Source organism: Streptomyces sp. NPDC050549 (assembly GCF_040655035.1).
Taxonomy (GTDB): Bacteria; Actinomycetota; Actinomycetes; order Streptomycetales; family Streptomycetaceae; genus Streptomyces.
This window is the reverse complement of the sequence record NZ_JBFAJD010000001.1, coordinates 460,455-480,170: the sequence shown is the minus strand read 5'-3', so window position 1 is coordinate 480,170 and position 19,716 is coordinate 460,455. Positions and strand designations below refer to the sequence as shown.

The window sequence follows — 19,716 nt, the reverse complement described above, 5'->3', positions numbered from 1 at the left end:
GCACCCCCTTGTGTTTCTCAACCCTGCATTACATATTGAGTTTTGCGTGTTAAATAGACGTAACCCTACGGTAGCCATGACCGAACCGGTCGGCACGACGTGTTTCGTGGAGTCCCGAGTGGATCGCACTGCCCAGCTCACAGCCCTCCCCGTGGAGCACCACCTCGTATACGATCCGCCGTCCTTGTCAGGTTCGCTGCACCTCAGGGCGGCTGCCGTACTCGAAGGGAACTGGACGGGAACCTCAACGGTCCCCTCCCGCGGTCTGTATCCGCACCAGTGGTCCTGGGACTCCGCGTTCATCGCGATCGGACTGCGGCACCTCTCGCCCCTGCGGGCACAGACGGAGCTGGAGACGCTGCTCGCCGCCCAGTGGGGCGACGGCCGTATCCCGCACATCGTCTTCAACCCCTCCGTACCGCTCGACGCGTACTTCCCGAGCCCCGACTTCTGGCGCTCCTCGACCGCGGGGCACACCGCGGGCGCCCCGCGCACCGTACAGACCTCGGGCATCGTGCAGCCACCGGTGCACGCGCTCGCCGCCTGGCTGGTGCACTGCGCGGACCCGGGCCTCTCCCGCGCCCGCGGCTTCCTGGCCGGCGTCTACCCCAAGCTGGCCGCCTGGCACCGCTATCTGCTGCACCGGCGCGACCTGGGCGGGGGCGGACTCGCGTCCGTCGTGCACCCCTGGGAACAGGGTATGGACAACAGCCCCTGCTGGGACGCCCCCCTCTCACGCGTGACCCCCGCCCCGGCCCGCTCCTTCCGCCGCGCCGACCTCGACCACGGGGCCGCCGAGGACCGTCCGACGGACCTCGACTACGGCCGTTACGTGCGGCTCGCGACGGACTACCGGGACGGCCGATACGCCGACGGGACAAGCGAGTTCGCGGTGGAGGACCCGTCCTTCAACGCCCTGCTCATCGCCTCCGAGCACGCACTGGCCCGTATCGCACGGGAGTTGGGCGCCACCGGCACCGCCCGGCACGCACGCGCGGAACGCCTCACCGGCGTCCTGATCGAGCGGCTGTGGGACCCGGCGGAGGGCATGTTCTTCTGCCGTGACGTCCGGGGCGAGGGTTTGATCCCCGGGCGCAGCGTCTCCGGCCTGATCCCGCTGCTCCTCCCCGACCTGCCCCGGGACATCGCCGCGGCCCTCGTCCGTACCGCGTCCGGACCGCACTTCGGGCTCGGCGACAGCACGCAACTCCCGCCCAGTTACGACCTGTTGGGCGAGGCCTTCGATCCGCACCGGTACTGGCGCGGGCCGGCCTGGTTCAACACGAGCTGGCTGCTGGAGCGCGGCCTGCGACTGCACGGTGAGCGGCCGAGGGCGGACGCGCTGCGCGACGCCGTCCTGGAGACGGCCGCCGCCACCGACTTCGCCGAGTACGTCGACCCGTACGACGGCGAGGCGTGCGGCGCGACCGGCTTCAGCTGGACCGCCGCACTGACCCTCGATCTGCTTCACGAGCCCCCCGGGCACGGCGTGTCCGGCACGGGTCTCGGCACGTTCGACATGCGTGGCACAGAAGTGAACGGCAAGGCAGTCAAGGTCGCCAAGAGTGTCAAGGGAGGGGACCGGGGATGACGGACCGGCATCATCTGCTCGTGCACGGCGGGACGTTCGCAGCCGTGGGCGACGGCGGGGACATCAGCGGCGTACGGGGCGGCAGTTCCCCGGACGGGTTATTCGTACGGGACGCCCGGCACCTGAGCCGTTGGCAGTTGACGGTCGACGGCGCGGTGCCGGAGGCACTGACACCGGTGGCCGACGGAGACATGGCGCGCTGTGTCCTGGTCCCGCGCGGTGGCCGCCAGGAGCCGCCCGCGCACACGCTCTTCCGTGAACAGGCCGTAGGCGACGGCTCGTTCGTCGAGTCGCTGAAGGTGACCAGCAACCGGCCGGTGCCGACCACGGTCCGGCTCGCGGTCACCGCGGACGCCGACTTCACCGACCAGTTCGAACTCCGCTCCGACTACCGCACCTACGCGAAGACCGGCGCCACCCGCTCCCGCCAAGTCCTGGACGACGGCGTCGAGTTCGCCTACCAGCGCGGCGAATGGCGATCCTGTACGACGGTCACGGCCGAGCCCGCCCCCGACGGCGTCGAGGAGACCGGCACCGGCGCCCGCCGCATGGTGTGGACCCTGGACCTCGAACCGCACGGCACCGCCGAGCTGGCCCTGCGGGTGATGGCCCGCCCGCACGGCGACAAGCGGGCCCTGCGGGTACCGCGCTCCCCGTCCGCCCTGAACGAGCAACTCCTCGCGCTGGAGGGCGAGTACGTCCAGGGCGTCTCCTTCCCCACCGGCTGGCCGGAGCTGGCCGCCGCCTGCGCCCGGGGCCTGTCGGACCTGGCCTCGCTCCAGGTCCCGGCGACGGGCCCAGACGGCGAGGAACTGCGCGTACCGGCGGCGGGGGCTCCGTGGTTCCTGACCCTCCTCGGCAGGGATGCGCTACTGACGTCGCTGTTCGCGCTCCCGTACCGCCCCCAACTCGCCGCCGCCACACTGCCGGCGCTCGCCGCGACCCAGGCGACGGCGGTGGGTCCGGAGTCGGTGTCCCAGCCCGGCAAGATCGTGCACGAGGTGCGGCACGGCGAGCTGGCGCACTTCGGGCAGGTGCCGTACGGGCGTTACTACGGCTCGGTCGACGCGACCCCGCTGTTCCTGGTGCTGCTCGGCGCGTATGTCGAGCAGACCGGCGACACGGCGCTCGCCCGGCGCCTGGAGTCCAACGCCCGTGCGGCGGTGGGCTGGATGCTCGACCACGGCGGCCTGACCTCGCGCGGCTATCTGGTCTACCGCGCCGACCAGGGCGGTCTGGCCAACCAGAACTGGAAGGACTCCCCCGGCGCCATCTGCGGAGCCGACGGCACCCGCGCAAGCGGTCCCGTGATGGCGGCGGGGGCCCAGGGGTACGCGTACGACGCGCTGCGCCGCACCGCGTGGGTGGCCCGGACGGTGTGGGAGGACGAGACGTACGCGGCCCTCCTGGAGCAGGCGGCCGGCGACCTGCGGGACCGTTTCCAGCAGGACTTCTGGATGCGGGACCATTCCTTCCCGGCGCTGGCGCTGGACGGGGAGGGCCGCCAGGTCGACGCGCTGGCCTCGGACGCGGGGCATCTGCTCTGGTCCGGGCTCCTGGACAAGGAGTACGGCGAACTGGTCGGCCGCAGGCTTCTGGAGCCGGACTTCTTCTCCGGCTGGGGCGTCCGCACGCTCGCCTCCGGGCAGGCGGCGTACCACCCGCTGTCGTACCACCGGGGCTCGGTGTGGCCGCACGACAACGCGCTGATCACGCTGGGCCTGTCGCGCTACGGCCTGCACGACGAGGCCCGTACGGTCGCGCATGCACTGGTCGACGCGGCGACCGCGGCCGGCCACCGCCTCCCGGAGGTTCTCGCGGGCTACGGCCGCGACACCCACCCGGAGCCGGTCCCGTATCCGCACGCGTGTGTGCGGGAGTCCAGGTCGGCGGCGGCTCCGCTGGCGCTGCTCACGGCGGTGGGGGGCGCGTGACGCAACGGTGATAAGCCGTTTGCCGGGTGTTTGCCCAGTTCCGTGAACGGGCGCATGAGGCAACTCGTACGGAATGACGGCGGTCCTGCCTCCCCAGCGAGGGTCTGGCCGGCCAGGCCCTGAAGGGCCGCCACTCCGACTACGGGCTCCTCATGGAAGGACCTTCGGGTTGCCTCAGCACACGAGCACACGCCAGACACCGAACACGGCCGGGGCAGCCGATGGCAAGGTTCCGCCGACTGACGTGGACAGCGAGATCAGCGATGGCGTCGACCTCGGCATCGGCGTGGACACGGAGCCGACTCCGGGCGACGCGACAGCGATACCGGGCGAGGCCGGGACCGGGCGAGTCGTAGAAACTCCGGCCGAGACCGGGAAGGTCGTAGAAACTCCGGCCGAGGCGTCGGCGAAGGCGGCGACCGAAACCGGGGCCGAGGCGGTGGGGCCCCCAGCGGCCGAGGCCACGGACACCGACACGAATACCGAAGCCGACGACTCCGAGGTCCCGGGCTCCGGGGTTGCCGAGCAGGCGACCGGCCCGGCCACGACCGCCGACGTCGACGCCCCGGCCACCGCCCCGGATCTGGAACCCGCAGGCGCCGCCGCGGCCGGCTCCGACGCCGAAGGCGGCGTCAAGGTCACCGCGCAGGGAGGCGACGCCGGCCCCGAGACCGCCGCCCCTGACGCCGAAGTCACCGACTCACCCGAGGCCGAAGCCGACCCCAGGGCCCCCGAAGCCGACGCCGGTCCCGAAGCCTCCGCCCCCGAAGTCACCCCCGCCTCGGACACCACCCCCGAAGCCGCCACGGACATCGCCCCCGGCGCCCCCGCCTCGGCCACCCCCGCCGACCGGTCCCCCGCCACCCCCCGCCCCGGCCCCCGCGCCTGGAGCAGTCGGCTGGGCCTGCGGCGGCGGATACGGAGTTGGCGGGAGAAGCACCCCGTCGCCACTCGTGTCGTCTCCTGGACCCTCACCGTTCTCGCCGCCGTCGTCGTCTACGTCTGCCTGTTGATGCCGACCACGCTGAACAGCCTGAAGCCCACCGAGTTCGTACGGCTGCCGGCCGAGGCGATCATGGGGGCCGTCGTCCTGATGACCCTCCCGCGCCGGCCCCGGATCGTGCTGGCGGCGTTCTCCGGCGCGCTGACCGCCGTCGTGGCGATCCTGAACATGCTCGACATGGGCTTCAACGAATACCTGGGCCGGGGCTTCAACGTCGTCCTGGACTGGAGCCTGTTCGGCGACGCCCGCGGCTATCTCACGGACACGCTCGGCGGAACGGTCACGTCCGCCGTCACGGTCGGTGTCATCCTGTTCGTCCTGCTGCTGATCGTCCTGGTCGCGCTGGCCACGGTCCGGCTCAGCAACCTGCTGGCCGGCCACAAGGCCCAGGCGTCCCGGGGCGCGTTGATCGCCGGCACGGTCTGGATCACCTGCACGGCCTTCGGCTTCCAGGTGTCCGGCGTGCCGCTCGCCGCCGACCACACCGCCGCGATCCTCAAGCTCCGCACCGTGGCGATCCGCAACACCCTGCGCGACGAGGCGGAGTTCGAGAAGGTCGCCAAGGTCGACGCCTTCGGCAACACCCCGGGCAGCCAGCTCGTCCCGGACCTGCGCGGCAAGGACATGATCTTCACCTTCATCGAGAGCTACGGCCGCAGCGCGATCGAGGACCCGATCATGGCGCCCGGTGTCGACGAGACCCTCGCCGCCGACACCGAGGCCCTGTCGAAGGCGGGCTTCGCCGCGAAGAGCGGCTGGCTGACCTCGGCGACCTACGGCGGCAGCAGCTGGCTCGGTCACTCCACCACCATGTCGGGGCTGTGGGTCAACAACCAGCAGCGTTACCGCACGGTGATGGCGAGCGACCACCTGAGCCTGACCGACGCCTTCAAGAAGACCGGCGACTTCGACACCGTCGGCGTGATGCCGGGCGTGCAGAAGGGCTGGCCGGAGCAGAGCTTCTACGGCCTCGACAAGGTCTACAACGCCTTCCAACTGGGTTACAAGGGACCGAAGTTCAGCTGGTCGACGATGCCCGACCAGTACGCGCTGGAGCAGTTCCAGAAGCGGGTGCACAGCAAGCCGCGCACCGACGGCAAGTCGCTGATGTCGATGATCATCCTGACCTCCAGCCACCAGCCCTGGGCGCCGATCCCGAAGCTCGTCCCGTGGGACCAGCTGGGCAACGGTTCGATCTTCGACGCGATCCAGAAGGCCGGCAACAAGGCCTCCGACGTCATCGCCGACTCCACCAAGTCCCGCCAGGAGTACGGCAAGTCGATCCAGTACTCGGTGAACTCCCTCACCCAGTGGCTGGAGCGCTACGGCAACGACAACACCGTGCTGGTCTTCCTCGGCGACCACCAGCCGATCGCCCGGGTCAGCGGCAACCACGCCAGCCGTGACGTGCCGATCTCGATCGTCGCCAAGGATCCCAAGGTCCTTGCGAAGATCGACAGTTGGAACTGGACGGACGGCCTGCGTCCCGCGCACGACGCCCCGGTGTGGAAGATGAGCGCCTTCCGCGACAAGTTCCTGACGGCGTACGGCTCGACACCCCACCCGAAGACGAACTAGCCGCCCGAGGTGTCGAGTTCGGCGTCCTCGCCGATCCCCGCGCAGTCGTACGGGTCCTTCAGCCAACCGTCGGGCAGCACCACCCTGTTGTTGCCCGACGTACGGCCGCGGGGCCCGTCCGCACCGACCGGCCAGGGCTGGTCGAGGTCCAACTCGTCCAGGCCGGAGCGGAGTTCGGTGAGGGACGAGGTGATGGCGAGGCGCTTGCGCATCTCGCTGCCTACCGCGAAGCCCTTCAGGTACCAGGCGACGTGCTTGCGGAAGTCGATGACCCCGCGCGCCTCGTCGCCGATCCACTCGCCGAGCAGGGTCGCGTGCCGCACCATGATGTCGGCGACCTCGCGCAACGACGGCTTCAGGACGTCCTGTTCACGTCCCTCGAACGCGGCCACGAGATCGGCGAACAGCCACGGCCGCCCCAGACAGCCGCGCCCGACCACGACCCCGTCGCACCCGGTCTCCCGCACCATCCGCACCGCGTCCTGCGCCGACCAGATGTCGCCGTTGCCGAGCACGGGGATCTCCGGCACATGCTCCTTCAGCCGGGCGACGGCGTCCCAGTCGGCGGTGCCGCCGTAGTGCTGCGCGGCGGTGCGGCCGTGCAGGGCGATGGACGTGACGCCCTCCTCGACGGCGATACGGCCGGCGTCGAGGAAGGTGATGTGGTCGTCGTCGATGCCCTTGCGCATCTTCATGGTGACGGGCAGGTCCCCGGCCCCGCTGACGGCTTCCCGCAGGATGGCCCGCAGCAGGTTCCGCTTGTACGGCAGCGCCGAGCCGCCGCCCTTGCGGGTGACCTTCGGCACGGGGCAGCCGAAGTTGAGGTCGATGTGGTCGGCGAGGTCCTCCTCCGCGATCATGCGGACGGCCTTGCCGACGGTCGCCGGGTCCACGCCGTACAGCTGGATCGAGCGCGGCTTCTCGGTCGCGTCGAAGTGGACCAGCTGCATGGTCTTCTCGTTGCGCTCGACCAGCGCCCGGGTCGTGATCATCTCGCTGACGAACAGGCCCTTGCCCCCGCTGAACTCCCGGCACAGGGTGCGGAAGGGCGCGTTGGTGATCCCGGCCATGGGGGCCAGGACGACGGGCGGCGAGACGGTGTGCGGGCCGATCTGCAGGGGCGACACGGGTGAGGCGACGGGCGTGGACATTGCTCCATTGTGGCGTACCGCCAGAGATCATGTATCGGTAATTAGTTAGACGCACTATCGAGTTTCGCGTACGATGGTTCGCATGCCCGAGCTGAGCCCCCGCCGCCGCATGCTGGTGCTCGCGATCTGCTGCATGAGTCTGCTGATCGTGAGCCTGGACGTCACCATCCTGAACGTCGCCCTGCCCGCGATGCAGACCGATCTGCACGCGAGCACCTCGGGACTGCAGTGGACGATCGACGCCTACACCCTGGTCCTCGCCTCCCTGCTGATGCTGGCGGGCTCCACGGCCGACCGGATCGGCCGCAAACGGGTCTTCGTCGTCGGCCTGGTGGTCTTCGGCCTGGGCTCGCTGCTCTGCTCGCTCGCGCCCGACCTGAACGCGCTGATCTGGTTCCGCATGATCCAGGCGGTCGGCGGCTCGATGCTCAACCCGGTCGCCATGTCGATCATCACCAACACCTTCACCGAGCCGCGCGAGCGAGCCCGGGCGATCGGTGTGTGGGGTGCGGTCGTCGGCATATCGATGGCCGCCGGACCGCTGATCGGCGGCCTGTTGGTGGACTCGGTCGGCTGGCGCTCGATCTTCTGGATCAACCTGCCGGTGGGTGTGGCCGCGCTGCTGCTCACCCTGAAGTTCATCCCCGAGTCACGCGCACCCAAGGCCAGGCGTGCCGACCCGGTCGGCCAGCTCCTGGTGATCGCCCTGTTCGGCTCCCTGACGTACGCGATCATCGAGGCGCCGGACTCCGGGTTCACCGCGATCCTGCCGTTCGCGGTCCTCGCGCTGGTCGCCCTCGCGGGTCTGCTCTGGTACGAGCCGCGGCGCGACGAACCCCTCATCGACCTGCGCTTCTTCCGTTCGGCGCCGTTCAGTGGGGCCACGGTGATCGCCATCAGCGCGTTCTCGGCGCTGGGCGGCTTCCTGTTCCTGTCCACGCTGTATCTGCAGAACGTGGTCGGTCTGGACGCGCTGCACGCGGGCCTGTGGATGCTGCCGATGGCGGTGCCGACGTTCCTGTGCGCGCCGATCTCCGGCCGGCTGGTGGGCGGTCGGGGCCCCCGGATACCCCTCCTGATCGCGGGCTCCGCGATGACCGTGAGCGCGCTGCTGTTCGCCGGGTTCGAGGCGGAGACGTCGAACGTCTCGCGCTTCATCGGGTACTTGCTGTTCGGCATCGGCTTCGGATTCGTGAACGCGCCGATCACCAACACGGCGGTGTCCGGAATGCCGCGGGCACAGGCGGGAGTCGCGGCGGCCGTCGCCTCCACGAGCAGGCAGCTGGGGCAGACCCTCGGGGTCGCGGTGGTCGGCGCGGTGCTGGCTTCCGGGGTCGGATCGTCGTCGTACAAGGACACGTTCGTGTCGGCGGCGCGGCCCGGGTGGTGGATTCTCGTGGTGTGCGGTCTGGCCGTGCTGGTGCTTGGGGCGGTGACCAGCGGTGCCTGGGCGCGGCGGACCGCCGAGCGGACGGCGGAGAAGCTGTCGTCCGTCGAGGTGCGCGAGGCGGCCGGGATCACCGCGTAGGGGCTGCCCGGCCGCGTGATCCTTCCGTTGTCAGCCGCCGGTGATTTCAGCAAATTGAACAGATGTCCGACGCGATGGTCATGCGGCGCTCGGGGTGGACGTTCTCATTCGCCGGTCGGTCGTTGACCATCACCCGACGGGGGACGCCCCGGCGCCGCAAACGGGTCGAGCGGTTTGCCGCTCGGCCGGCTCCGCGCCTGCCACCTCCGCCATTCGGAGAGCCACGGCCTCGAAGGCCACGGCTTCTGGCTGGTGTACGACACCGACGCGGTGCTGCTCGGCGTCGGCCGGCAGTACTTCGAAAGCGACGCCCTCTGGTTCACCAAGTTCCTCTGCGAGGCGATCTGCGAGCGGCTGCGCCGGATCTTCGAGCACACCATCGGGCTCGGTCCGCATCCCGGGGCGGAGCTCCTCCGCGTCGTCCGGCCGGCGCTGAGCCTCCATCCGCACAGCTTCGGCTCGGGCGACATACCGTACCGGCTGGCCGCGCTGCGCAAGGACGACGGCCTGGAGTGGGGCAGCCGGATGCCCGGTCCGACCCGGCCCTCCGACCTCCAGACCAACCACGCCGACGCGTTGCGCCACGCGGCACCGAACTTCGAGAACTGGTGGACCTTCGCCGAGCACGTCCGTGACGGCTACGAGCCGCTGGACGACCCGGGCTGGGAAGAGGTCGTACAGGACCTGAGCCGGGGCCGGGAGTGCATGACCCTGAGCAACCCGAGGTACAACCGGTCGGGACACCCGAGGCCGTGACGCGGCGGAGGCGGCCCGGCCTCACTTCTCCAGTGCGAGCGCGTGCAGCCTCTCCAGCCGCTCCCTCGACTCCTCGTCCACCGGTGCGTACGTCACCATCCGCGGGCCCCTCGATGGGCCCAGCCACAGGTCGGTGTGGTCGACCGTGAGGCGGCCGACGTGGGCGTTGCGGAACTCCTTGCGGCGCGGGCTGGCGCCCATCACCTCGTGGCGGTCCCAGACCTCGCGGAACTCGGGGGACGTGTGCAGCCGCTTGAGCAGGGTCTTCCAGGTGGGGTCGGCGAGATGGTTGGCCATCGAGCCCCGGAAGCGGGCGGCCATGAGCCGCTGGGTCTTCTCCAGGTGCACGATCGAGGACCGCCACTCCTCGTGCGTGTAGGAGAGGATCATGCAGTTGCGGTCCTCGGGCGGCACCGCGTCCAGGTCGCACAGCAGCAGCCCGTAGGTGCGGTTGTAGGCGAGGATGTCGTACCGGGCGTTCTGCAGACAGGCCGGGATCGGGTCCAGCTGGTCCAGCATCGCCTGCAGCGCGGGCGTGACGACCGGGCAGACGGTGGCCGGCTGCGGATCGGTCGCGTCGGCCAGCTGGAACAGGTGGCTGCGCTCGCTGCGGTCGAGCAGCAGGGTGCGGGCCAGCGCGTCGAGGACCTGTACGGAGACCTGGATGTCCCGGGCCTGTTCGAGCCACGTGTACCAGGTGACACCGACCGCGGCGAGCTGCGCGACCTCCTCGCGGCGCAGGCCCGGCGTACGGCGCCGGGTGCCGCGCGGCAGGCCGACCTGCTCGGGGGCGATGTGCTCGCGGCGGTGGCGCAGGAACGCGGCGAGTTCATGGCGCCGGATCGTCGACGCGGTCTGCGGAGCCGTCGTTCGCGCCGCCCCTGTCGTTGCCGCCGTCTCCTGTGCCATGGTCGTCATGACTCCAGTCTGCCGTCGTACGGACCCTGTTTCCAGGTAGTCCTGCTACCAGGACAAGGACACTCTGGTACCAGTCTGACGAGAGGCGCAGGCTCGTCGGCGTGACCGAAACCATCGCTTCCCGCACCGTCCGGTCCCCGGCGGCGCCACCCGTGCTCGGCGGCCTCGGACTGTTCACGGTGCTGCTGGCCGCGGCGCTGCCCCTCATCGACTTCTTCATCGTCAACGTGGCCCTGCCGACCATCGGCAAAGACCTCTCGGCGAGCGAGGCCGTCCTCGAACTCGTCGTCGCCGGCTACGGAGTCTCGTACGCCGTGCTGCTCGTCCTCGGCGGCCGGCTCGGCGACCTGTTCGGGCGCCGCCGGCTCTTCCTGGGCGGGATGGCCGCCTTCGGTGTGACCTCGCTGGCCTGCGGCCTCGCACCCACCGCGTGGACACTGGTCGCCGCGCGGATCACGCAGGGCGCGGCCTCCGCCGCGATGCTCCCGCAGGTCCTCGCCACCATCCAGGCCGCGACCCAGGGCCCGCGCCGCGCCAAGGCGATGGGGCTGTACGGCGCGACGGCCGGCCTCGCCATGGTGGCGGGCCAGATCCTCGGCGGGGTCCTGGTCGCCGCCGACATAGCCGGTACCGGCTGGCGCGCGGTGTTCCTGGTGAACGTGCCGGTCGTCATCGTCGGTCTGGTGCTGGCCGCCAAGGTCGTACCGGAGACGCGTTCGCAGCACCCGGAGCCGGTGGACGTGCCCGGCACCTTCCTGCTGGCCGCGTCGCTGCTGGCGCTGCTGGTGCCGCTGACCGAGGGCCGGGCGGCGGGCTGGCCGCTGTGGACGTGGCTGTCGCTGGCCGCGTTCCCGGGGATCGTGTCCGCGTTCTACGCGGTGGAGCGCAGGGCGGACCGGCAGGGCCGTACGCCGCTGGTGCCGCCGAGTCTGCTGGCGCTGACCTCGCTGCGGCGCGGGTTGATGATCGTCCTGCCGCTGTCGATCGGCTTCAGCGGATTCATGTTCGTGATCGCGGTGGCGCTGCAGCGCGGCGCCGACCTGGGCCCGGTCGCGGCGGGCCTGGCGCTCGCCCCGATGGCGGTGGCGTTCTTCCTGGTCTCGCTCGCCGGGCCGCGCCTGGTGACCCGGTACGGCACGCGGGTCGTGGCGGCGGGATCGGTCGTGCAGGGGGTGGGCGTGGGGCTGATCGCGCTGGCCGCGTGGCGCTCCTGGCCGGACCTGGGCTTCGTCGAACTGCTGCCGGGGATGGCGGTCGCGGGCGTCGGTCAGGCGCTCCAACTGCCCATCATCTTCCGCATCATCCTGTCCGAGGTGCCGCCGGCCCGGGCCGGCGTGGGCGCGGGCGTGATGGTGACCACCCAGCAGTCGGCGCTGGCGCTGGGCGTGGCCACGCTGGGCACGCTGTTCCTGTCGCTGATTCCGGGCATGGGCATGCGGGACGCCCTGGTGACAACGCTGTTGGTGCAGCTGGCCGGGGTGGTGCTGACCGGGCTGCTCAGCCTGCGGCTGCCGCGCACGATCGGCTGAAAGCCGGACGAACCGCCGGATGGCATGTTCACAGCTTGGACAACTCGCCGTGAATTGCGCCCCGTTGATGTTGGTCTTGCTGCACACTCCTTGCCGGAGACTCCTGAGCGGAGGCGAGGCGCATGTTGCAGATCAACACCAGCAAGGTGAGCCGCTGGGACCAGCACGGGCGGGAACATGTCGTCCGCGTGCAGCGCAAGGGCGCGCAGCGCACGATCGTGTGCGACACCTGCGGCTGGAAGAAGAGCGCGCAGTTCCTGCCCTGGCTGAAGGCGGAGGAGCATCTGGCCGAGGAGCACCAGGCGACGGTGGACCCGTCGGCGGCGTAGGCGCGGACCGCCGATGAGTTTCGGTGGCCGCGCCGGTCGTATCCCTCGTAGGCACCACGTCTATGTCCACGACCGCGACCGGCACCGGAAGGCCCACCGATGAGCGACCTGCGCGAGACGCTGATCCGACACGTCCAGGACGGGGCCGTCCCCGGCGCCGTGGGTCTGGTGGCCCGGGGTGGTGATGTGGAGGTGGTGGCGGTCGGCTCGGTGGATGCCGGGGGCGGCGCGCCGATGGCCCGGGACTCGATCTTCCGGATCGCGTCGATCACCAAGCCGATCACGGCGGCGGCGCTGCTGATGCTGGTGGACGAGGGCCGGATCGGGCTCGACGACCCGGTGACCGAGTGGCTCCCGGAGCTGGCGAAGCCGATGGTGGTCCGCACCCCCGCGAGTCCCGTCGACGAGGTCGTGCCGGCCGAGCGCCCGGTCACCGTGGAGGACCTGCTCAGTTCCCGCACCGGCTGGGGTCTGCCCGCCGACTTCGCGCTGCCCGCCGCGCAGGCTCTGTTCGCGGTGCAGGACCACAGCCGCCCCTTCCAGGACTGGCCGGACCCGGACACCTGGCTGGGCCTGCTCGCCCAGGTGCCGATGCTGCACCAGCCGGGCGAGGCCTGGCTGTACGGCACCTCGTCCGCCCTTCAGGGCATCCTGGTCGCCCGGGTGTCGGGCCGGGCTCTCCCCGACTTCCTGGCGGAGCGGATCTTCGAACCGCTGGGCATGCGGGACACCGGGTTCGAGGTGCCGGCGTCGAAGCGGCACCGTTTCACCTCGTCCTACGCCCCGGCCGAGGACGGCACCCTGCGCCTGACGGACACCCCGGACGGCGACTTCAGCCGCCTGCCGCGTTTCCCCTCGGGCGGCGGGGGCCTGGTCTCCACGGCCGACGACTGGCTGGCGTTCGCCCGCATGCTGCTGGCCGGCGGGCAGGGACTCCTCACCCCCACCTCGGTGAGCCGCATGACCACGAACCACCTCACGGCCGCCCAGCGCGAGGCCGCGACCCTCTTCCTGGAAGGCCAGGGCTGGGGCTACGGCGGCCAGGCCGACGTCACCCCGATCGACCCGTGGAACGTCCCCGGCCGCTACGGCTGGATCGGCGGCACCGGCACCACGGCCCACATCGTCCCGCCGACCGGCACCGTGACGATCCTGCTGACCCAGGTCGCCATGACGGGCCCGAGCCCGATGAAGGTGATGAGGGACTTCTGGCGGTGCACGGCGGGGCGCTGACGCTCTCCACTCGGGCCCGGTTCAGCCCCGCAGCCCCCGCAGCAACAGCTCCACCATCGCCTCGAACTCCGCCTCCACGCCCGGCTTCCGCCACTCCCGCGCGTACGACGGGTCGTGGAAGCGGCCGGTGGCCTGGAAGACCGCGCGGGCGGCCACGGCCGGGTCGGGGACCGTGAAGACGCCGGTGCCGATGCCCGCCCGGACTATCTCGGTGAGCTGGCCGGTCAGCTCGTCGATGTGCCCGCGGACCGTCTCGCCCGCCTCCTCGGCGAGGACGGAGTACGTGGCGAAGAGTTCGGGATCGCCGCCCGCCTTCTGCCGCTTGGCCTCGAACAGCCCTGCCAGCCAGTCCCGCACCCGCTCCTCCGGGTCGCGGTCCTCCGTCACGAAACGGGACAGCGCCTGCGACGTACGGTCCAGCCAGCGCTGGGTGACCGCCTCCCGCAGCGCCGCCTTCGTGCGGAAGTGCCGGTAGACGGTGCCATGGCTGACGCCGAGCGCGCGGGCCACGTCCACCACGGTCGCCTTCGCCGGGCCGTGGCGGCGCAGCACCTCCTCGGTCGCTTCGAGGATGCGCTCGGCGGTCAGGGTCTCGCTCGCTGCCATGGAGAAGACCGTACCCGCAGGCGGGATCAGTGCTCGCTGTCGAGATGCGCCATCGCCTCGGCGGGGTAGCGCTCACCGAGCGCCGAGTCCGCCGGTACGGCCGCCTCGATCGCGGCCAGGTCCGCCGCGTCCAGTACGACGTCCAGCGCGTCCAGCGACTCCGTCAGCCGCTCCCGGGTGCGTGCGCCGATCACCGGCACGATGTCCTCGCCCCGGGACAGCACCCAGGCGATGGCGAGCTGCGCGACGGAGACGCCCTTCTGCTCGGCGATCTTCCGCAACTGCTCGACCAGGCTGAGGTTGTGCTGCAGGTTCTCGCCCTGGAAGCGCGGCGAGTGCGCCCGGAAGTCGCTCGCGCCGAGCTGCCGGTCGGGCGTGAAGTGCCCGGAGATCAGGCCTCGGGACAGCACGCCGTACGCGGTGACGGAGATACCCAGTTCACGGGTGGTCGGCAGGATGCGGTCCTCGATGCCCCGGGTGATCAGCGCGTACTCCAGCTGAACGTCCGCGATGGGCGCGACGGCGGCGGCCCGGCGGATGGTGTCGGCACCGACCTCGCTGAGGCCGATGTGCCGGACGTAGCCCTGTTCGACCAGTTCGGCGATCGCGCCGACCGTCTCCTCGATCGGTACGTCCGGGTCGACCCGGGCGATCCGGTACACGTCGATGTGGTCGACGCCGAGGCGCTGGAGGGAGTAGGCGGCGAAGTTCCTGACGGCGCCGGGCCGGCCGTCGTAGCCGTACCAGCCGTTGTCCGGACCGCGCAGGGCCCCGAACTTCACGCTGGTGAGGGCCTGTTCGCGAAGGGCGGCGGGGGCGGCGCGCAGGGCCTCGCCGATCAGCATCTCGTTGTGGCCCATGGCGTAGAAGTCGCCGGTGTCGAGGAGTGTCACGCCTGCTTCGAGGGCGGCGTGGATGGTCGCGACGGATTCGCTCCGGTCCGCTTCGCCGTACAGCGCGGACATGCCCATGCAGCCGAGGCCGAGGGCGGAGACCTGGGGACCGGTGGTACCGAGTGAGCGCGTGGGGATCGTCATGCGGACCACCTTCGCATGACAGATGACAGATTTCAATATCTGTCATTCCATACTTGCCGACGAGGCTGGTACAGACCTCTTGACGAAAGGTCTGGACCACGAGCAGTGTCATGCATACGACACCTCACCGCACCCCCACCGGGAGGCCCCGTATGCTCCGCCGCCTGCTCACCGCCGCCCTCACCGCGGCCACCCTCGTCATCCCCCTCGGAATCGCCACCGCCCCCACCGCCGCGGCCGCCGACACCTGCGCGGTCAAGTCGCGCCCGGCCGGGAAGGTCCTCCAGGGCTACTGGGAGAACTGGGACGGCTCCGCCAACGGCGTCCACCCGCCCTTCGGCTGGACCCCGATCACCAACTCCGCGATCGCCGCCCACGGTTACAACGTGATCAACGCGGCCTTCCCGGTCATCCGCTCCGACGGCACCGCGCTGTGGGAGGACGGCATGGACACGGGCGTGAAGGTGGCAACGCCCGCCGAGATGTGCGCGGCGAAGGCGTCGGGCCAGACGATCCTGATGTCGATCGGCGGCGCGGCGGCGGGCATCGACCTCAGCTCGTCCACCGTGGCCGACAAGTTCGTCTCGACGATCGTCCCGATCCTGAAGAAGTACAACTTCGACGGCATCGACATAGACATCGAGACGGGCCTGGTCGGCAGCGGAAACATCAGCCAACTCTCCACGTCCCAGGCCAACTTGATCCGCATCATCGACGGCATCCTCGCCCAGATGCCGTCCAACTTCGGCCTGACGACGGCCCCGGAGACCGCCTACGTCACCGGCGGCAGCATCACGTACGGCTCGATCTGGGGCGCATACCTCCCGATCGTCAAGAAGTACGCGGACAACGGCCGCCTGTGGTGGCTCAACATGCAGTACTACAACGGCAGCATGTACGGCTGCTCCGGCGACTCCTACTCCGCCGGCACCGTCGCGGGCTTCACGGCCCAGACCGACTGCCTCAACAAGGGCCTGGTCGTCCAGGGAACGACGATCAAGGTCCCCTACGACAAGCAGGTCCCGGGCCTGCCCGCCCAATCGGGCGCGGGCGGCGGCTACATGACCCCGTCACTGGTCTCCCAGGCCTGGACGCACTACGGCACGTCCCTCAAGGGCCTGATGACCTGGTCGATCAACTGGGACGGCTCGAAGAACTGGACGTTCGGCGACAACGTGAAGGCGCTGCAAGGGCGTTGAGGTTCATCTGGCCGTGAGGGCGAGCTTCGCCCCGAGCGCCACGAACGACCCCGCGAAGCTCCGCCGCAGCCATGTCATCACCCCCGGTCGTGAGGTGACGTGGCTGCGGACCGAGGCGGCGAGGACGCCGTACGCCGCGAAGACGACGAACGTCGCCAGCATGAAGACTCCGCTGAGCGCCAACATCCTTACGGCGGAGTGGGGTTCGTGGGGACTCACGAACTGCGGCAGGAAGGCGAAGAAGAAGATCGTCAGCTTCGGGTTGAGGATGTTGATCAGCACTCCCCGGACGATCACACGGCCGGCGGAAATCGGCGCGCTGTCCTGGTCGACGTCGATCGCCGCCTTGTCCTTCACGGTCGCCCATGCCATGTAGAGGAGATAGGCGACACCGGCGTACTTGAGGACCTGGAAGGCGGCGGCACTGGCGTTGAGCAGCGCGGCCAGCCCGACGACGGTGGCCAGCACGTGCGGCACGATCCCGAGCGTGCAGGCGAAGGCCGCGAGGACGCTCGCGCGGCGCCCCCGGGAGAGACCGGCGGCGAGGGTGTAGACGACGCCGGTGCCGGGGGTGACGACCACGACGAGGGTGGTGAGGAGAAAGGCGAGGCTCATGGGGCCAGCCTGGCGGAGCCGCGGACCTCGTGGCAGGGCCAATGGGCCGCCGGTATCGGGGACCAATCACCAACGCCGGACGGGCATTTCCAGCCCGTCCGGCGTTTGCGGACGAGGCCCCTTCAGGGCCGAAGCGGGGGTCCCGAGGCGCAGCCCCCGGAGACGGCGCCTCCGACAGACCTACGCGCCGACGAGACGCCCGGCGAGGTAGCCCTCGATCTGGTCCAGCGACACCCGCTCCTGCTTCATCGAGTCGCGCTCGCGGACCGTCACCGCGTTGTCCTCAAGGGTGTCGAAGTCGACCGTCACGCAGTACGGCGTGCCGATCTCGTCCTGGCGGCGGTAGCGGCGGCCGATGGCGCCGGCGTCGTCGAACTCGATGTTCCAGTTCTGCCGCAGCGCCTGGGCGAGGCCCTTGGCCTTCGGGGACAGCTCGGGGTTGCGGGACAGCGGGAGCACCGCGACCTTCACCGGGGCCAGGCGGTGGTCGAGGCGCAGCACCGTGCGCTTCTCCAACTTGCCCTTGGCGTTGGGCGCTTCGTCCTCGACGTACGCGTCGAGCAGGAACGCGAGCATCGCGCGGCCGACACCGGCGGCCGGCTCGATGACGTACGGCGTCCAGCGCTCCTGGGCCTCCTGGTCGAAGAAGTGGAGGTCCTGGCCGGAGGCCTTGGAGTGCGCGGTGAGGTCGTAGTCGGTGCGGTTGGCGACGCCCTCCAGCTCACCCCACTCGTTGCCGCCGAACTGGAAGCGGTACTCGATGTCGGCGGTGCGCTTGGAGTAGTGGGAGAGCTTCTCCTGGGGGTGGTCGTACCACCGCATGTTCTCCTCGCGCAGGCCCAGGCCGGTGTACCAGTTCCAGCGCTCCTGCATCCAGTACTCCTGCCACTTCTCGTCCTCGCCCGGCTTGACGAAGAACTCCATCTCCATCTGCTCGAACTCGCGCGTGCGGAAGATGAAGTTGCCGGGCGTGATCTCGTTGCGGAAGGACTTGCCCATCTGCGCGATGCCGAACGGCGGCTTCTTGCGCGAAGTGGTCAGCACCTGGCCGAAGTTGGTGAAGATGCCCTGGGCCGTCTCGGGGCGCAGGTAGGCGATGGAGCCGGTGTCCTGCGTCGGGCCGAGGTGGGTGGAGAGCAGGCCGGAGAACTGCTTGGGCTCGGTGAACTGGCCCTTGTTGCCGCAGTTGGGGCAGTTGACGTCGGCGAGGCCGTTCTCGGGGGCGCGGCCGTGCTTGGCCTCGTACGCCTCTTCCAGGTGGTCCGCACGGAACCGCTTGTGACACGCGGTGCACTCGGTCAGCGGGTCGGAGAAGGTGGCGACATGGCCGGAGGCGACCCACACCTCGGGGGCCAGGATCACGGACGAGTCGATACCGACCACGTCCTCGCGCGACGTCACCATGTAGCGCCACCACTGGCGCTTCAGGTTCTCCTTGAGCTCGACACCCAGGGGTCCGTAGTCCCAGGCGGCCTTCTGGCCGCCGTAGATCTCACTGCACGGGTAAACGAAGCCACGGCGCTTGCTCAGGCTGACGATGGTGTCGATCTTGTCGGCGGCCACGATGCTCTCTTCATGACGAATGGACGGTAAGGAGGGGCGGCGCGAAGCGCCTCGATGAGGGGTGGCGATCGGGAGACGGGCGGGCGAATGACTTAGGTTACCGGCGTCTCCTGCCCTCGTATCAAATCGGTTCCCCGACCGCAGCTTGTTGACAACGGTTTCCATCTCAGTTGAAAATGACTGTCATGAACGTACGACGACGCCACATATCCGGGATCGCGATAGCAGCGGCCACCGCCCTCGGCCTCGGGACCCTCTCCGCCTGCTCCGACAGCGCGGCTGCCGCCAACACGGACAAGTTCGACGTCGTCGCGTCGTTCTACCCGCTGCAGTACCTGGCCGAGCAGATCGGCGGCAGTCACGTCCACGTCACCAGCCTCACCAAGCCCGGCCAGGAGCCGCACGACCTGGAGATCAGTGCGCAGCAGATCGTCGCGCTCCAGGAGTCCGACGCGGTGCTCTACCTCAAGAACCTCCAGCCCGCCGTCGACAAGGCGGTCGACCAGTCCGAGATCAAGACGAAGATCGACGCCGCCGACCTGACCACGCTGGAGAAGCACGGCAACGAGGTCGGCGGCCACGCGGCCTCCCACGACACCTCGAAGAACGAGGAGCTGGCCGGCCTCGACCCGCACATCTGGCTCGACCCGGTGCGCTACGCCCAGGTCGCCGAGGGCGTCGGCAAGTCCTTCGAGAAGGCCGACCCGAAGAACGCGGCCGACTACAGGACGCGCACCGCGGCCCTGGTCAAGAAACTGGACGCGCTCAACACCGAGTTCAGGACCGGCCTCGCGAACACCAGGACGAAGGTGTTCATCACCACCCACGCCGCCTTCGGCTACCTCGCCGAGCGCTACGGCCTCACCGAGGAGGCCATCAACGGCCTCGACCCCGAGTCGGAGCCCAGTGCCGAGCGGGTGAAGGACCTTGAGAAGATGGCCAAGGCCGACGGCGTCACCACCGTGTTCTACGAGACGCTCGTCAGCGACAAGACCGCGAAGACCATCGCCGCCGACGCGCATCTGAAGACCGACGTCCTCGACCCCATCGAGGGCATCACCAAGAAGTCCCGCGGCACGGACTACTTCGCGGTCCAGCGAGCCAACCTCAAGGCGCTGCAGACCGCCCTGGGAAGTAAGTGATCGA

At 70.1% G+C, this 19,716-nt stretch carries 16 protein-coding genes; 10 read left to right on the top strand and 6 right to left on the bottom strand.

Going from position 1 to position 19,716, the window contains the following annotated elements:
* The first annotated feature begins 118 nt into the window (after positions 1 to 118).
* From AB0I51_RS02160 to AB0I51_RS02150, 3 genes are all read left to right on the top strand, one after another.
* Positions 119 to 1,591, top strand: coding sequence for a hypothetical protein (locus AB0I51_RS02160; protein ID WP_362970458.1), 1,473 nt, complete (start codon positions 119 to 121; stop codon positions 1,589 to 1,591).
* Positions 1,588 to 3,525: a glycogen debranching N-terminal domain-containing protein gene (locus tag AB0I51_RS02155; RefSeq protein ID WP_362970456.1), complete on the top strand. Its 1,938-nt coding sequence runs from the start codon at positions 1,588 to 1,590 to the stop codon at positions 3,523 to 3,525. The genes AB0I51_RS02160 and AB0I51_RS02155 overlap by 4 nt, the downstream gene beginning before the upstream one ends.
* Before the next feature lie 1,012 nt (positions 3,526 to 4,537).
* Positions 4,538 to 6,106, top strand: coding sequence for a sulfatase-like hydrolase/transferase (locus AB0I51_RS02150; RefSeq protein WP_362971121.1), 1,569 nt, complete (start codon positions 4,538 to 4,540; stop codon positions 6,104 to 6,106).
* On the opposite strand, the gene dusB is transcribed toward AB0I51_RS02150, so the two are convergent.
* Positions 6,103 to 7,257 carry a tRNA dihydrouridine synthase DusB gene (gene dusB / locus AB0I51_RS02145; RefSeq protein ID WP_362970454.1) on the bottom strand — a complete coding sequence of 385 codons (1,155 nt, stop codon included), beginning with the start codon at positions 7,255 to 7,257 and terminating at the stop codon, positions 6,103 to 6,105. The two genes, AB0I51_RS02150 and dusB, sit on opposite strands and share 4 nt — an antisense overlap.
* A gap of 82 nt (positions 7,258 to 7,339) precedes the next feature.
* On the opposite strand from dusB, the gene AB0I51_RS02140 reads away from it, so the two are divergent.
* Positions 7,340 to 8,785 (top strand): MFS transporter, encoded by a 1,446-nt coding sequence (locus tag AB0I51_RS02140; RefSeq protein WP_362970452.1) that lies wholly within the window; start codon positions 7,340 to 7,342, stop codon positions 8,783 to 8,785.
* Between the two features lie 174 nt (positions 8,786 to 8,959).
* A complete protein-coding gene (locus AB0I51_RS02135) occupies positions 8,960 to 9,541 on the top strand; it encodes a hypothetical protein (RefSeq protein WP_362970450.1) in 582 nt (193 codons plus the stop codon).
* A gap of 21 nt (positions 9,542 to 9,562) precedes the next feature.
* Here the strand turns inward: AB0I51_RS02135 and AB0I51_RS02130 are convergent, their stop codons facing one another.
* The gene (locus tag AB0I51_RS02130; RefSeq protein WP_362970448.1) at positions 9,563 to 10,459 is read right to left on the bottom strand and encodes a helix-turn-helix transcriptional regulator; all 897 of its coding nucleotides are present in this window, start codon (positions 10,457 to 10,459) and stop codon (positions 9,563 to 9,565) included.
* Positions 10,460 to 10,560: 101 nt separating this feature from the next.
* Here AB0I51_RS02130 and AB0I51_RS02125 point away from each other — a divergent pair, with 101 nt between their 5' ends.
* From AB0I51_RS02125 to AB0I51_RS02115, 3 genes are all read left to right on the top strand, one after another.
* Positions 10,561 to 11,988, top strand: a complete 1,428-nt coding sequence (locus AB0I51_RS02125) for an MFS transporter (RefSeq protein ID WP_362970446.1) — start codon at positions 10,561 to 10,563, stop codon at positions 11,986 to 11,988.
* 122 nt (positions 11,989 to 12,110) lie between these two features.
* Positions 12,111 to 12,317 (top strand): hypothetical protein, encoded by a 207-nt coding sequence (locus AB0I51_RS02120; protein WP_362970444.1) that lies wholly within the window; start codon positions 12,111 to 12,113, stop codon positions 12,315 to 12,317.
* A gap of 99 nt (positions 12,318 to 12,416) precedes the next feature.
* On the top strand, positions 12,417 to 13,550 hold the full coding sequence (locus AB0I51_RS02115; RefSeq protein WP_362970442.1) for a serine hydrolase domain-containing protein: 1,134 nt from the start codon (positions 12,417 to 12,419) through the stop codon (positions 13,548 to 13,550).
* Positions 13,551 to 13,571: 21 nt separating this feature from the next.
* On the opposite strand, the gene AB0I51_RS02110 is transcribed toward AB0I51_RS02115, so the two are convergent.
* Both AB0I51_RS02110 and AB0I51_RS02105 read right to left on the bottom strand, forming a co-directional pair.
* On the bottom strand, positions 13,572 to 14,156 hold the full coding sequence (locus AB0I51_RS02110; protein ID WP_362970440.1) for a TetR family transcriptional regulator: 585 nt from the start codon (positions 14,154 to 14,156) through the stop codon (positions 13,572 to 13,574).
* Positions 14,157 to 14,182: 26 nt separating this feature from the next.
* Complete coding sequence (locus tag AB0I51_RS02105; RefSeq protein WP_362970438.1) at positions 14,183 to 15,193, bottom strand: aldo/keto reductase; 1,011 nt, start codon at positions 15,191 to 15,193, stop codon at positions 14,183 to 14,185.
* Between the two features lie 152 nt (positions 15,194 to 15,345).
* Here AB0I51_RS02105 and AB0I51_RS02100 point away from each other — a divergent pair, with 152 nt between their 5' ends.
* Positions 15,346 to 16,392, top strand: a complete 1,047-nt coding sequence (locus AB0I51_RS02100) for a chitinase (protein WP_362970436.1) — start codon at positions 15,346 to 15,348, stop codon at positions 16,390 to 16,392.
* 3 nt (positions 16,393 to 16,395) lie between these two features.
* Here the strand turns inward: AB0I51_RS02100 and AB0I51_RS02095 are convergent, their stop codons facing one another.
* Both AB0I51_RS02095 and AB0I51_RS02090 read right to left on the bottom strand, forming a co-directional pair.
* Positions 16,396 to 17,007 carry a LysE family translocator gene (locus tag AB0I51_RS02095; protein WP_362970434.1) on the bottom strand — a complete coding sequence of 204 codons (612 nt, stop codon included), beginning with the start codon at positions 17,005 to 17,007 and terminating at the stop codon, positions 16,396 to 16,398.
* A gap of 180 nt (positions 17,008 to 17,187) precedes the next feature.
* Complete coding sequence (locus AB0I51_RS02090) at positions 17,188 to 18,570, bottom strand: glycine--tRNA ligase (protein ID WP_362970432.1); 1,383 nt, start codon at positions 18,568 to 18,570, stop codon at positions 17,188 to 17,190.
* 185 nt (positions 18,571 to 18,755) lie between these two features.
* Here AB0I51_RS02090 and AB0I51_RS02085 point away from each other — a divergent pair, with 185 nt between their 5' ends.
* A complete protein-coding gene (locus AB0I51_RS02085) occupies positions 18,756 to 19,712 on the top strand; it encodes a metal ABC transporter substrate-binding protein (RefSeq protein ID WP_362970430.1) in 957 nt (318 codons plus the stop codon).
* Positions 19,713 to 19,716: the final 4 nt, after the last annotated feature.